Origin of the sequence: Streptomyces cyaneofuscatus (assembly GCF_042718795.1) — a bacterium.
GTDB classification, from domain to species: domain Bacteria; phylum Actinomycetota; class Actinomycetes; order Streptomycetales; family Streptomycetaceae; genus Streptomyces; species Streptomyces cyaneofuscatus_A.
Genome location: NZ_JBHXOX010000027.1, coordinates 50,830 through 64,452, shown reverse-complemented (window position 1 = coordinate 64,452; position 13,623 = coordinate 50,830). Strand labels below are relative to the sequence as shown.

Sequence of the window (13,623 nt, the reverse complement as noted above, 5' to 3'; positions counted from 1 at the left end):
ACCGGGGGGCTTGCCACAAGGCCCCGGTCACCGCGCAGAATCGTCCGCCGTGCCCCGAACCACGGAGGAAGAAGGAATGACGATGCGCCGGACAGACGTACGGGACCTCCATGAGGCCGATGCGACGCAGCTCGCCCTCGTCGGCGGCAAGGGAGCCCAACTGGGCGCGCTGTCCCGGATCGACGGCATCCGCGTGCCGGACGGCTTCTGCGTGACGACCGACGCCTTCCGCCGGGTGGTGGCGCGGGTTCCGTCCCTCGACGACCGGCTGGAGAGGTTGTCGCGCTCGGACCCGGACGACCGGGAGGCGCTCCGCACGCTCAGCGCGGACATTCGCCGGGCCGTCGAGGAGACCGAGATCCCCGGCGGCCTCGCGGCGGAGATCACCGGTGCCCTCGCCCGGCTCGGTGAGGGGACCGCCGTCGCCGTCCGGTCCAGTGCGACGGCGGAGGACCTGCCGACGGCCTCCTTCGCCGGCCAGCAGGACACCTACCTGAACGTCGTCGGGCCGGCCGAGGTGCTCCGGCACGTCAGCCGGTGCTGGGCCTCGCTGTTCACCGAGCGGGCCGTCGCCTACCGCCGGCGGAACGGCATCGACCACCGGGCGGTCCAGATGGCCGTGGTCGTCCAGCGGATGGTCCGCCCCGAAGCGGCCGGCGTCCTGTTCACGGCCGATCCCCTCACCGGCGACCGGCGGACCGCCACCGTGGACGCCGGCTTCGGTCTCGGCGAGGCCCTGGTCTCCGGGCTGGTGAACCCGGACGTCTTCACCGTGCGGGACGGCGCGGTCGTCGCCCGGGCCATCGCCGCCAAGCAGCGTGCCGTGCACGCCGTGCCGGGCGGCGGTACGCGGGCGGTGGAGGTCGATCCGCAGCGGCAGGGGCGGCCGGCGCTGACGGATGCGCAGGTCCTGCGGCTTGTGGAGCTCGGGCGGCGGATCGAGGCGCACTTCGGCCGTCCGCAGGACATCGAGTGGTGCCTGGCCGACGACGGCTTCCGGATTGTCCAGAGCCGCCCGATCACGACCGCGTACCCCATCCCCGACGCCGGTGACCAGGACCCTCACGTCTACGTCTCCGTCGGCCACCAGCAGATGATGACCGACGCCATGAAGCCGCTGGGCCTCTCCCTGTGGCAGCGGACGGCCCTGGTCCCGATGCACGAGGCCGGCGGACGGCTGTTCGTCGACGTCACCCCCCGACTGGCATCGCCCGCGTCACGTGCCGCCCTCCTGGACCTGGTGGGAAGAGGCGATCCGCTGGTCAGGGACGCTCTGGAGACCGTCCTCGACCGGGGTGAACTCGTCCCCCCGCTCCCGGACCCGGACCCCGGGACGCCGCCGGCCGCCGGTGCGTCCGAGCCTCCGGCCGAGGCCGATCCGGCGATCGTCCCGGAGTTGGTCGAGCGCAGCCGGGCATCCGTCGCCGCCTTGGAGCGCGACCTCCGGACGAAGCGCGGACCGGCGCTGTTCGACTTCCTCCTCGAAGCCTTCGAGGAGCACCGGCGGGTCCTCGGCGATCCGCTGAACATGCGGGCGATCACGGCGGGCATGGAGGCCGCCTGGTGGCTCAACGACACGCTGGGGGAGTGGCTGGGCGAGAAGAACGCGGCCGACACACTCACGCTCTCCGCCCCCGGCAACATCACGTCGGAGATGGGGCTGGACCTGCTCGACGTGGCGGACGTGATCCGCTCGCACCCCGAGGTGGTGGCGTTCCTCCAGGGCGTCGGGAAGGGAGCGGAGGACGAGGGCTTCCTGGACGAACTGGCGAAGCTGCCGGGCGGCGCCGAGGCGCGCGCGGCGATCGACGCCTACCTCGACCGGTACGGCATGCGCTGCGTGGGCGAGATCGACCTCACCAGGCCGCGCTGGCGCGAGCGCCCCACCACGCTCGTCCCCCTGATCCTCGACAACGTCAGGAACTTCGGGCCGGGCGCCGCCGCACACCGCTTCGAACAGGGCCGGCAGAAGGCGCGGCAGAAGGAGCAGGACGTGCTGTCGCGCCTGCGCGGCCTGCCGGACGGAGACCGCAGGGCCGAGCAGGCCCAGCGGATGATCGACCAGGTCAGGGCCTTCGCCGGATACCGGGAGTACCCGAAGTACGGGATCGTCAGCCGCTCCTTCCTCTACAAGCAGGCCCTCCTGGAGGAGGCCGGGCGCCTCGTCCAGGCCGAGGTGCTGGCAGAGAAGGAGGACATCTTCTACCTCACGTTCCAGGAACTCCACGACGTCGTGCGCTCGCACCAGGCGGACGACCGGCTCATCCGGGAACGTAAGGACGCGTTCCGGTCGTACGAGGCGCTCACCCCGCCCCGGGTGCTCACATCGGACGGCGAGGCCCTCTCCGGGGCGTACCGACGGCAGGACGTACCGGCCGGGGCCCTGGCCGGTCTGGCCGTCTCCACCGGGACCGTCGAGGGAAGGGCCCGCGTCATCCTGGACCTGGCGGACGCCGACCTCGGAGCGGGCGACATCCTGGTCACCAGGTTCACCGACCCCAGTTGGTCGCCGCTGTTCGTCGGCGTCGCGGGCCTGGTGACGGAGGTGGGCGGCCTGATGACCCATGGCGCGGTGATCGCCCGGGAGTACGGACTGCCCGCCGTCGTCGGCGTGGAGGGGGTCACCCGGCTGATCCGGGACGGGCAGCGGATCCGCGTGCACGGAACGGACGGGTACGTCGAGCTCCTGCCCTGACCGCCCACCCGGCCGCACCCGTGACCGGCCGGACCGGTCGTCAGCGGCGGGCCAGCACCCGTACGCCGTCGGCCGGCGGCAGGTACTCCAGGCCGAAGTAGGCGAAGAGCGCCGGCTCGTCCTCGGCGGGCAGGATGTCGTCCGTCCCGATCGAAGGGCCGTCCTTCACCTTGGCCTTGGCGTGGGCGACCTTCACGTAGTCCGGGCCGACGACGGCCCCCGCCAGCGGCACGAAGGCCAGCCGGTGACGGGTCGGCAGGCCCACGATCACGGTGGCGAACGCCGGCTGGTCCGTCCCCGTGTCCACGTAGACGGACTCCAGGGACCCGATCCTGCGCCCGTCGGGGTCGACGACGTCACGCGTACGCCACTCACGGATGTCTGCGCTCTCGATCACGGTGGAACTCCTCGGGGTCAGGCCAGGTCGTACGGGCGGTCTCGACGGGTCGGCCGGGCGGCCGCCCACGCGGGGGCGGCCACCCGGCTCTCCCCCTCACCTGCCCCGCAACCTTCCCCTCAGCGCGGCCCGTACGGGTGGATTCGCTCAGGCCGCCGAGGCGCCCGGGACCCGCCCCTCGGGAAGGAACAGCACCGAGTTGATGTACCGGGTGCGGCGCGGCTCGAACGCCCTGCGCAGCAGCCCCTGATGGACGAGGTGTTCCGTCCGCGCCTGGTGGGCCGGCAGGTCGAACCCGGCCAGCGGCATCCAGCGCCGTCCGGTCAGGATCCACCCCGCGTACCCCAGGCCGGTGAGCAGGTCGACCGCCGGAGCGATCGGGCCGAGCCGGCTCTCCAGCTCGACGAGCAGCGCCGGACGGTCCCGCCGCAGCAGCTCCGCCGCACCCCGCAGAGCGGCCACCTCCGCACCGTCGACGTCCATCTTCACGAAGCCGACGCCGTCCAGGCCCAGGCCGTCGATGGTGAGGGACTCCACCTCCACGCAGTGCGCGTGGATGTCCCGGCGCTCCAGCGAGGAGACCCCGCGGTCGCCCTCGTCGCCCTCCGGCAGCCAGAGCCGGACCGTGGAGCCGTCGCGGTCCGTCGCCGCGCCCTGCACCACCCGGACGTTCGACGGCAGCGTACGGCGCAGATGCGCGGCGAGATGCGGTACGGGCTCCACGGTGACGACCCGGTCGCAGCGCCGGGCGAGCCGCCGCGACCAGGGCCCGTACCAGCCGCCGATGTCCACGGCGGTGGAGCCGGGCGGGCAGAAGTCGGCGAGCCGGCGCAGCTCCGGTTCGAAGCGCGGGTAGAGGGCGACGGCGGCGGAGGCGACCAGGCCGGTGGGCAGCCGGGACGCCACCGCCGCGGCGAACGTGGTCACGCGGCCGAGGCCTTCAGCTGCGCCAGGTATCTCTCATGGGCGTCGGTGTCCACCTTGCGGCCCGAGGAGGGCAGCAGTTGCGGGATGCCGTCCAGGATGGGGTAACTCAGGCGCAGCCGGGGGTTGTAGAGCGCCTCCTCATCGGTCAGCAGGGCCAGGCGGCCCTTGTCGAGCGGGCAGACCAGGAGGGCGAGCAGCGGGTCGTCGGGGTTCATGGAGACTCCCTCGGTGGTGGGGAGGTTCATGGGGACTCCCTCGGTGGTGGGGACGGGACGGGAGGGCGCGAGGCCGGTGGTGGTCGGAGTCAGGACGGGGCCGCCGCGGCGGGAGGGTCGTGGCGGGGCATGGCCAGCAGGACGGTGAGGGCCAGCGCGGTGCCGGCCAGCCGCAGGGTCAGCAGCAGCGGATCGTCGGGGAGCGACTCCCCGAAGGCGATGCTCCCGAGGACCGCGGTGAACACACAGGTCACCGTGGTGCACACGGGCACGATGAGGGAGGCCCGGCAGCGCTGCAGCGCCGTCTGGGACATGACGAGACCGGCGACGGCGGTGAACAGCAGCAGATACGGGTAGGGCGAGCCGAACAGCGAACGGGCGGCCTCCCCGAGGTCGGTGGTGGTCAGCCGGCTGGAGGTGCCCTTCACCGCCAGGGAGCTGACGCCGTACAGCAGCCCGACCGCCACCCCGTAGCCGATGCCGCTGGTCGGCACCCGGTGGCGCTTGGTCGCCCGGCTCTCCACCCGTACGTAGAGCCAGACGCCCACCGCCAGCGCCGGGACGCAGACCAGGAGCACCAGCATCCACGGGGCACCGGAGCTCACCTGGTCCTCGCCCTCGCGCACCGAGGCGACGACCATCAGCAGCGCCACCAGGACACCGCCCAGGGCGTACCGTTCGCGCCCGGTCGACTCCTCGCCGAGGACGGTCGAGGAGAGCAGGAGCAGCAGCACCAGGCCGGAGACGAAGATGCCCTGAGCCGCCGCGATCGGCAGCGCCCGGTAGACGATGAGCTGGGCCGCGAAACCGGCCGCCAGCGACAGCGCGCCCAGCATCCACAGCGGGCTGGTCAGCAGGACGAGGATCAGCCGCAGCGGCTTGCCCGCGGAGAGCGCGGGCAGGTTGCCCAGGGCCCGCTTCTCCACCACGAACCCCACGCTGTACAGCAGGTTGGCCACCAGCGCGGCCCCCACACCCCACCACATCGCGCTATCGCCGCCGCGCGTGGGCCAGCAGGATGGACGCCGCACCCGGCACCGCGCACGCGGCCCGGTCCACCAGCCGCAGCGGACGCGGCACCCCGTGGAAGGGGGCGCCCGTGATCCTCACGTCCTCGAAGCCGGAGGCCGTCAGGAAGGAGCGCAGCGCCCGAGCGGTGTAGAGCCGCAGATGGCCCACCACCTCCGAGCCGGGGCGGCCGTGGATCCCGCGCAGGCTGACCTCGGAGAACACCGGCTGCACCCCGGCCAGCAGCAGCGCCCGGTTGTACCAGGCGGCCAGGTTCGGGGTGGACAGCATCAGATGGCCGCCCGGCTTCAGGATGCGCCGCAGCTCGTCCAGCGCCTGGTCCGGGTCGACGAGATGCTCCAGGATCTCGCTGAACAGCACCGCGTCCGCGCACCCGTCGGCGAGCGGCAGCCCGCCGTGCTCCAGCTCGCCCCGGACCACCGAACCCATCCGGGGACGGGCCCGGCGCAGCGCGTCCTGCGACCAGTCGACGCCGATCAGCCGGTGGCCGGTGAGGATCGGCGCGGCGGTGGCGGCGGCCGTCCCGTCGCCGCATCCGACGTCCACGATGACCTGGCCGGTCCGCCCGCGCAGGGCGTCGGCCAGCAGCCGCGCCTGGCGTCGGCTGCGCCCGTCGCCGGACGCCACGGGGACGGCCGGGTTCTCGTAGAAGTCCCGCAGCCCGGGCGGGGGAGCGGAGACAGGGGTGTCGGCCCCCAGCGGGAGGGGGGCGGTGCCGGTCACGGAGCCTCCGAGGATGTCGCGGCCAGATGGCGGGTGAACAGGCCGAGCAGCGCCTCGCCGTCCTCGTCCCCCAGCAGGGTCCGCGACCAGCGCAGGGCCAGGTGCAGCCGGCCGTTGGTGGACGCGGTGGTGAACGTCAGCCCCCTGGGCATCCGGGCGGGCGCGGAGATCCACAGGGCGCGGGAGCTCCCCGCGTCGCCGAAGTCCAACGGGTACGGGATCCGGCCGACGTTGCTGAGCAGCGTCGTCGAGGTCCACGGCCCCGCCACCACCCGTAGCCCCCGGGTGTACGCGGCACGCACGGCGACCGGAAGCAGCGGGGTGGTCAGCAGCGAGGTGGAGCGGCCCAGTTGCGGACGCGGCTGCCCCTTCAGGGCGCGGGTCCGCTCGGCGGTCAGGCGCAGCAGCGCGGAGATGTCCCGCCCGGACGCCACCTCCGTCGCGTCGAAGCCGACCTCGACCAGCCGGGTGCCGTTGCCGATCGGCATCTCCGGACCCCGGGTCCGGTCGTCGACCGGCATGGTGATCCGCAGCGGCCGCTCGGCGGCCCCCTGCCGCCGGTTCCAGTCGGCCACCGTCAGGGCGGTCGCCACCATCAGTTGGTCGTTCACCGTGTAGGGCGCGCCCGGCTCCCGCCGGGGCACCGGCAGTTCGGCCAGGAGCTGTCCGTTGCCCGGCACCGTCCCCGGGCTGCCCGCCGCCACCCGGGCCGGCCGCGTGAGGGCGGAAGGACCGGAGTGCCGGGGCAGGGGTGCGGCGGCCGGGCGGGCCGGGGCGGACGGCGGGGGAAGAAACCGTCCGCTGTAGATCTCGGCGGCCGTCGCCGCCAGCCGCAGACAGGCGGGCCCGTCGAGCGCGGTGTGGTGCACGGTGAACACCAGAACACACCCCTCCCGGCCCGGCTCCTCGACCACCTCGACCCGCAGCGGAGGGGAGAGGGTGAGCGGCGGGGCGACGGCGAGGGACGCCGCCCGCGCCCGGTCGAGCGCCCCGGGCGCGGGCGGCAGGAAGGTGACCGGGTCCCGGTCGGGACCGTCCGTCAGCTCCCATTCGTACCGCCGCGCGAACGGGCCGCGCGGCCGCTCCCGCATCAGCGCCCGCGGAAACCGCGCCAGCGACGCGGTGAACGCGGCGCGCAGCCGGTCCTCCTCCAGCCGGCCGGGCAGATGGACCTCGATGTGGATCGTGCTCGGCTCGGCGTCCTGCGCGCAGTGCCGGTCCACCTCGTCGACGACGGGGAACGGTACCCGGGGCAGCCGCCCGGCCGCGTACGGCCGGGCGGGATGCGTGGCGGTCATCCGGTGGGTCCTCCGCTGCCGGGCGGAGCCGTCGGGCCGCCCGGACCGCGCGCGGGCGGGTCGGTGTGCGGCCGCTTGGCGTCGGCGGAGAGGGTCCGGCCGGACGGCGTCGCCGCCTGCTGCTGCGGGATCGTCGGGTCCCCGTCGCCCCGGTCGCCCCCGTCGGCCGTGGCGGCCGAGGGCTCCGTGGACCGGCCGGCCCGTCGCCTGCCCCGGCTCGGGGCGGACCCGACCGTGACCAGTGCGGCGAACAGGGCGATCAGCGCCAGGAGTTGAGGTGTCGCCCCGAAGGCGCCCTCGCCGACGGCGGTGTACTCCCCGGTGCTGAGGGCCACGACCACCCCGGCCGCGGCCATCGCCGTGAAGGCGACCGGCGACAGCAACGACGGGCGGAAGTGGGCGAGTACGGCGAGCACGGGCACCACCAGGGCGACCGGTCCCGCGATGACGATGCCCACCAGGGTCAGCGCCACGGTGCCCAGGATCAGCCCGGGAGCCGGCGGCAGGGCCTGCTCCTCACGCTCGTACGCCTCCTCCGCCGGGCCGGAGCCCTTGCGCCGGAAGACGGCGAGCGCCACCAGGACCAGGAACAGCACCCCGGCCCCGATCAGCCCGGCCCGGTAGATCAGCGAAGGCTCGTACTCCAGGGTGACCGTGCCGCCCTCGCCTTCGGGGACCAGCCAGGCCTGCTGCCAGCCGTCGATCCGCAGCGGCGTCAGCTCCTTGCCGTCGAGCGTGGCCTTCCAGCCCTTGTTGTGGTTCTCGTGGAGCTGGAGGTACGAGGCCTCGCCGGCGCCGACCGTCAGCGTGCGGCGGTCGCCGTCGCCCGTCTTGACGTCGACCGTCCGGGCGGTGGCCGCCGGAGCCTTCGTCTCGCCCGTGGAGAGCGTGACGTCGGTGATGGCGAGCGGACCGGCGTCGCCGGCCTCCACGGTGTGGGTCGACGCGCCCAGCTCCACCTCGGACCGCTCGGAGCAGAGCGAGACGGCGATGGGACGGCGCTGGGTCAGGTCCCTGATCCGGCCCTCGGCCTTGGTCTCCATCAGCGTGCCGCCGATGGAGAGGACCGGCCCCTGACCGCAGGGCAGGCTGAACTTCTTCTCCGGTGCGGGCTGCGGCGAGCGGAACTTGTCCAGCGCCGGGATGTAGACCTCGCTCAGTCCGACCGGAAGCTGCAACTGGCCGCCGGCGAACGGGTTGTGCACGGTGAGCGGTGCCTGGCGCGAGATGGTGATGTCCATCTTGTCGGTGGTGATGGGCGAGAAGCGGGCCATGCCGTTCTCGTCCACCGCCGCGACCGCCGTGCCGTCCGGCGAGCTGATCTGGACCTGCTCGGGCCGGGTGGAGATCCCGCCGGCCGCCGCGAACACGATCTCGCCGATCTGGGTCTTCTCCGGCCAGGACAGCCGCAGTACGGGACGGTCCCCGGCGATCCACGCGGTGGTGAGGTCGCCGTCCGTCAGGTTGCGCGCGCTGAGGTTGGTGCCGAGACGGGCCGTCGAGTCGGCGCTGACCAGGATCTTGTCGCGCTTGCCCGTCAGGTCGAACAGCAGCTTGTCCAGGGCCTCGCCCGGTACGGGCACCGCGCTCGCGGCCACCTTGTACGGACCGGCCTGGCCGGCCGTGAACTGGCGGTGCAGCCCGGTCTCGGCGGCCACGGCGGAGAGCCCGCCCGGGTCGCTGCCGCGCTTGAGCGAGAAGACCGTCGCGTCGGCGCCCTCACGCGGTGCGTCGGAGGGCAGCTCCAGCATCCGGGTCACCTGCACCCCGGGGATGGCGATGTCAGTGAACCCGGCACCGGTGAGACCGGGGCTTCCCTGCTGGGACTTGAGGATCGTCACCTTCAGCCACGCGGCCGGCCCGGCGGGCGCGGCCACCTCCTGCGGAGAGCCGTCGGGGCGGATCGGGCTGTCCTTCGAGCCGCGGTCCGTCTCGACGCGCACCTCGGTCGCCGCCGCCCGCACCCCGTTGCTTGGCAGCGGGGTGAGCTGCAACGAGCCCGGGATCTCCTGCGTACCGGAGAAGTCGATCCGTACCCACTCGTCCTTCGGCGAGGCGGCGGAGCCCTCGGCCCAGGCGGTGTCCGGGTTGCCGTCGAAGGCGTTGGCCGGGTCGTACTGCGGCAGATGGAACAGCCAGTTGCCGATGGACGACGCGCTCACCGACTTGGCGCCGCGCAGCACCGCCGTGGTCTGGTGCTCCTTGCCCGAAGTCGGCAGGATCTGGCGCGGCGCGGCGCCCGGGTCCTGCTCCGACTCCGGCGCGTTGCGCTCGTCGGCCGTGTAGGTGTGGGACGTGTTGGTGTTGACCAGGCCGAACCGGGTGTCGGCGCGGCGCAGTCCGTCGCCCGCCGCGTAGAGCGACGGCTTGCCCACGCCCGGGTGGGCGTCACCGGCGAGCACGGTGGGCCGGCCGTCCAGGGCGCCGTCCGCGGAGAGCGGCAACAGGGACTCCGGTCCGCCGCTAACGACGGCGGTCGAGGAGACGGGGGCGACGCTCGCCCGGCCGGGACGCTCGGTGCCGGTGGGCGGCTCGTAGATCTCCACCGCCTCCTGGCGCGGGTAGAGGCCCTCGATCTGCACCGGGGTGTCGTCGGCTATGCGGCCACCGGTCATCACCGGGCCGAAGCCGGTGACCCGCTTGTAGCCGGACGCCTCCAGCGTGCGCTTGACCGTGGTGGTGGGGACGTACCCCAACTGGTCCGGGTCCAGGTCGTTGCGGACCACGACGTAGTGCAGACCCGCCCGGTTCAGGTACTCGCTCAGCCCGGGCACCTGGCCGCCGGAGGTCAGCGCCTGCTCGACGGCGTCCATCGCCCGCCGGTTGCCCGGCGTGCCGAAGGGGACGTAGTCGCGCTGGGCGTACGGCGTGTCGGCCAGCACGTCGAGCGGCTGGTCGATGGTGGAGCCCCAGGTGTAGATGCCGTGCGCGGTGGCGGGGACGACCAGGGCCCGGTCGTTCGCCGAGTTCTCCTTCAGCCAGCCCGCGGCCTTGGACCAGTGGTCCGGGATCTCCTTGAACGAACCCGGCTGCAGGATCGACCCGTTGACGTACGGCCAGGCGAGACCCGGCAGTACGAGCACGGCGGCGATCACCGGGGCCAGCCGGCGCGCCCGCACCGGCACCCGCTCGTCGCGCTCCGCCCGCAGCGAGGCGACGGCGGCGATGTGCGCCACGCCGAGCGCCAGGGCGAGGCCCAGACCGGTCTGGAACTTGTAGATGTTCCGGAACGGCACCAGCCAGGTGTCCAGCCACTCCTGCACGGTCCCGTGGAAGAGACCGCCCAGCGCACCGCCGTACCCGGCGAGCGTGATCAGCGCGACGGACAGCACGGTCAGCACCAGCCACCGGCGCTCGGGCACATCGCGCCGGGCCAGACCGGCCAGACCCAGGGCGGCGGCCAGCGCCGAGCCCAGGATGGTGACGGTCGCCGTGGCGACGGTCCACCCGGCGGGCAGCCACGGCTCGCCGAAGTTCAGATAGCCGACCCAGTTGCCCGCGCCGCGCAGCACCTCGGTCGCCGACATGGTCGTCGTCGTGGTGTACGACGACTCCACGTACGGCATGAAGTTCTCACCGAAGGTGCCCAGCAGCAGCAGCGGAACGATCCACCAGGCGGTCGCGAGGATCACGCCCGGGATCCACCAGAGCAGCAGCGCCCGCTTGCGGGGGCCGCCCGGCCGGGACAGCAGATAGAGCCCGACCGGCAGCAGCGAGGCCAGCGTGGACGCCGCGTTCACCCCGCCCATGAGCGGGATCAGCAGCGCGGAACGGGCGGCGGCGATACGCGGCGCGAGGCGCGGGTTCGTCAGCGGCAGCAGCACCCACGGCAGCAGCGCGCCGGGCAGGGCGGCGGCCGAGGTCGAGCCGACCACGATGGTGTACGTCGGCCACAGCGCGTACACGAGCGCGCCGAGCAGCCGGGTGGCCGAGGAGCCCACCCGCAGCCGCTCCGCCAGCCGCAGCGCACCCCAGAAGGCGGCCGCCACGATCAGCGAGAGCCAGAGGCGCTCCGCGAGCCAGGTCGGCACCCGCAGCAGGTCGGCCAGGCCGTAGTACGGCAGCATCGGCACGAGGTAGCCGACGTACTGGTCGGTGATCCCGCCGAAGCCGGACCGGCTGTGCCACAGCTCGCCCAGGTCGCCGAGGAACCGCCCGGGATCCACGACGACCCCGAGCTTGGTGTCGAACGTCACGCGTCCCGGCGACACCGCCAGGAACGCCACGAACACCGTGGCCCAGAACCCCAGCAGCCAGCGCCGCGAACGGGGCGCCGCCGGTTCGTCGACCGGTCTGCCCGGTGGCGGGTCGCCGCCGTCCGGGGACTGGTGGGGTGCGAGGTGGACTGCGCTGGTCATGAACACCGCCGGAGAATGAGAAGGAGGTTCCAGGTGGCGAATTCCCGCAGTCCGGGCACCCGGGTAACAAGTTCGGGCAGGACCGGCCAGTACCGCGACCGGGCGGACACGATGTCCACGTCGGTGCGGCCCCGCACATGGCGCAGTGTCGGGCCGACACCGATCCTGAAGAGGTTCTCGCCGAGGCGGTGCTTGGCCGGGTGGCCCGTGCGCCGCTCGTAACGGGCGCGGGCGCGCTCGGCGCCGGCGTAGTGCCAGGGGGCCCACTCGTGGCCGCCCCACGGCGAGTACCAGTTGGTGAACGAGACGTAGATCAGCCCGCCGGGGCGGGTGACGCGCGCCATCTCGCTGATGAAGGTGTGCGGGTCCGCGACGTGCTCCAGCACGTTGGAGGAGAAGGCGACATCGGCCGCCCCGTCCGCCAGGGGCAGCAGATAGCCGTCGGCGACGACCGTGTCCCGCGGCCCCTGGTCGGGCCTGGTGCGCAGCGCACCGCGGTCCGGCTCGAAGAGGTAACTCTGCGCGCCGCGCCGCCGGAACTCGCGGGTGAAGTAGCCGTCGCCGCCGCCGACGTCGACGACGACCTTCCCGTCCAGCGGTATGTACCGCTCGACCTGGTCCGCCGCGTCCCTGGCCAGCAGGGTGTAGACGGTGGCCGGGTCGTCCTCCTCGCGCATGAAGGCGCGGAACAGGGTGAGGGAGCGGCGGAAGGACGGGTCTTTCACGGGCGGGCACCCGCCGGCCAGGACCGCGTACCGCTGATCGCCTCGGCGGCCACGGCCTCCAACTGGGTCACACTGCTGCTCCACCGGTAGGCGGCGGCCCGCTCACGCGCGGCCTTGCCCATCGCCTCGCGGCGCTCCTCGTCGAGCGCCAGCGCGCACCAGGCCGCGGCGAAGGACGACTCGCCCCGGGCGAGGATGCCCGTGACCCCGTCCTCGACGGAGTCGCGCAGTCCGGGGACGTCGAAGCCGAGCGTCGGGGTCGACCGGGTCCCGGCCTCCGTGACGACCAGCCCCCACCCCTCGACGGCCGCCGGGTGCAGCAGCATCCAGGAGGCGCAGAGCAGCCGGTGCTTCTCCGCCTCGGACACATGCCCGGCGAACTCCACATCCGGGCCGGCGAGCTTCTCCAGCTTCTCCCGCTCGGGACCGTCACCGACGATCACGAGCCGGCCGCCGGTGACGGGCCGCACCCGCTCCCAGAGCTGGAGCAGCAGATCGATGCGCTTGTAGTCGACCAGTCGGCCGAGCGCCAGGAAGAGCGGGGTCGAGGACCGTTCGCTCTGCGGCAGCGGATCCTGGACGCCGTTGTTCACCAGCCGGATCCGCTCGTCCGGAACGCCCAGCTCACGCAGGGCGCCCGCGGTGGACGGCGATACGGCGATCATCAGATGGTCCCGGTAGGCCCGGGAGAGGGCCCAGTGTTCGAGCTGACGCCCGGCGCGGGCCACCGGCGCCGGGAACCGCATCTCCCACAGATCGGTGTGGACGTGGTTGACCAGGCACACGGTCGGACCGCGGTGCCACAGGGGCGCCAGGTACGGCATGCCGTTGCAGACCTCGATCAGCAGGTCGCAACTGCCGACCTGCCGGGCGAACGCGGAGCGCGCGCCGAGGTAGTGCCCCAGCTGCGATCCGGCGGAGACGACCCGGTAGGGCCGTCGCGCGGCCTGTCCGCCGCAGAGGAGGGTGACGTCGTGGCCCCGTTCGGTGAGGCCGAGGGCGAGCTGGTCGATGAGCAGCTCGGAGCCGCCCGCGGCCGGGTTGCCCAGGTCGCGGTGGGCGAGGAAGACGATGCGTCTCGGGGAGGCGGAAACCCTGGGGGAGACCTGGCCCTGACCCTGCGGCGCGGCTGCGGGAAGCAGCGGGGGAGGTACGTGCTGGGGCATCGGTGCTCCAACTCGGCTCGGGGAGCGGGGGACTCGGGGCGGGGGCTTGAAGAACACGGAGAAGGGACGGAGAGGGACGGAGAGGTACGG

General features: G+C 73.5%; 10 protein-coding genes. 1 reads left to right on the top strand and 9 read right to left on the bottom strand.

Translation table 11 applies throughout. The annotated features are described in order from the left end of the window. Positions 1 to 76 precede the first annotated feature (76 nt). Entirely contained in the window at positions 77 to 2,695 is a 2,619-nt protein-coding gene (rph, locus tag ACFWRT_RS28120; protein WP_380953239.1) for a rifamycin-inactivating phosphotransferase, read from the top strand. Positions 2,696 to 2,735: 40 nt separating this feature from the next. On the opposite strand, the gene ACFWRT_RS28115 is transcribed toward rph, so the two are convergent. The 9 genes from ACFWRT_RS28115 to ACFWRT_RS28075 all read right to left on the bottom strand — a co-directional run bounded on the left by ACFWRT_RS28115 (position 2,736) and on the right by ACFWRT_RS28075 (position 13,533). After that, positions 2,736 to 3,092: a PRC-barrel domain-containing protein gene (locus ACFWRT_RS28115; protein WP_380953240.1), complete on the bottom strand. Its 357-nt coding sequence runs from the start codon at positions 3,090 to 3,092 to the stop codon at positions 2,736 to 2,738. A gap of 147 nt (positions 3,093 to 3,239) precedes the next feature. Continuing rightward, positions 3,240 to 4,019 carry an FkbM family methyltransferase gene (locus ACFWRT_RS28110; RefSeq protein ID WP_380953241.1) on the bottom strand — a complete coding sequence of 260 codons (780 nt, stop codon included), beginning with the start codon at positions 4,017 to 4,019 and terminating at the stop codon, positions 3,240 to 3,242. Further along, positions 4,016 to 4,234 carry a Trm112 family protein gene (locus ACFWRT_RS28105; RefSeq protein WP_380953292.1) on the bottom strand — a complete coding sequence of 73 codons (219 nt, stop codon included), beginning with the start codon at positions 4,232 to 4,234 and terminating at the stop codon, positions 4,016 to 4,018. Before ACFWRT_RS28105 ends, ACFWRT_RS28110 begins: the two co-directional genes overlap by 4 nt. Positions 4,235 to 4,323: 89 nt before the next feature. Continuing rightward, positions 4,324 to 5,220, bottom strand: coding sequence for a hypothetical protein (locus tag ACFWRT_RS28100; RefSeq protein ID WP_380953242.1), 897 nt, complete (start codon positions 5,218 to 5,220; stop codon positions 4,324 to 4,326). A gap of 4 nt (positions 5,221 to 5,224) precedes the next feature. Then, positions 5,225 to 5,986, bottom strand: coding sequence for a class I SAM-dependent methyltransferase (locus tag ACFWRT_RS28095; RefSeq protein ID WP_380953243.1), 762 nt, complete (start codon positions 5,984 to 5,986; stop codon positions 5,225 to 5,227). After that, entirely contained in the window at positions 5,983 to 7,284 is a 1,302-nt protein-coding gene (locus tag ACFWRT_RS28090) for a condensation protein (protein ID WP_380953244.1), read from the bottom strand. The genes ACFWRT_RS28095 and ACFWRT_RS28090 overlap by 4 nt, the downstream gene beginning before the upstream one ends. Further along, complete coding sequence (locus tag ACFWRT_RS28085; RefSeq protein WP_380953245.1) at positions 7,281 to 11,642, bottom strand: alpha-(1->3)-arabinofuranosyltransferase; 4,362 nt, start codon at positions 11,640 to 11,642, stop codon at positions 7,281 to 7,283. Before ACFWRT_RS28085 ends, ACFWRT_RS28090 begins: the two co-directional genes overlap by 4 nt. Beyond that, positions 11,639 to 12,367: a class I SAM-dependent methyltransferase gene (locus ACFWRT_RS28080; protein ID WP_380953246.1), complete on the bottom strand. Its 729-nt coding sequence runs from the start codon at positions 12,365 to 12,367 to the stop codon at positions 11,639 to 11,641. The genes ACFWRT_RS28085 and ACFWRT_RS28080 overlap by 4 nt, the downstream gene beginning before the upstream one ends. Continuing rightward, entirely contained in the window at positions 12,364 to 13,533 is a 1,170-nt protein-coding gene (locus ACFWRT_RS28075) for a glycosyltransferase family 4 protein (protein ID WP_380953247.1), read from the bottom strand. Before ACFWRT_RS28075 ends, ACFWRT_RS28080 begins: the two co-directional genes overlap by 4 nt. Positions 13,534 to 13,623 lie beyond the last annotated feature (90 nt).

What these genes read in the sequence shown, in the direction of transcription:
- rph (WP_380953239.1), top strand. Translation starts at nt 77, where the DNA reads ATGACGATGCGCCGGACAGACGTACGGGACCTCCATGAGGCCGATGCG.
- ACFWRT_RS28105 (WP_380953292.1), bottom strand. Translation starts at nt 4,234, where the DNA reads ATGAACCCCGACGACCCGCTGCTCGCCCTCCTGGTCTGCCCGCTCGAC.
- ACFWRT_RS28100 (WP_380953242.1), bottom strand. Translation starts at nt 5,220, where the DNA reads ATGTGGTGGGGTGTGGGGGCCGCGCTGGTGGCCAACCTGCTGTACAGC.
- ACFWRT_RS28090 (WP_380953244.1), bottom strand. Translation starts at nt 7,284, where the DNA reads ATGACCGCCACGCATCCCGCCCGGCCGTACGCGGCCGGGCGGCTGCCC.
- ACFWRT_RS28085 (WP_380953245.1), bottom strand. Translation starts at nt 11,642, where the DNA reads ATGACCAGCGCAGTCCACCTCGCACCCCACCAGTCCCCGGACGGCGGC.
- ACFWRT_RS28075 (WP_380953247.1), bottom strand. Translation starts at nt 13,533, where the DNA reads ATGCCCCAGCACGTACCTCCCCCGCTGCTTCCCGCAGCCGCGCCGCAG.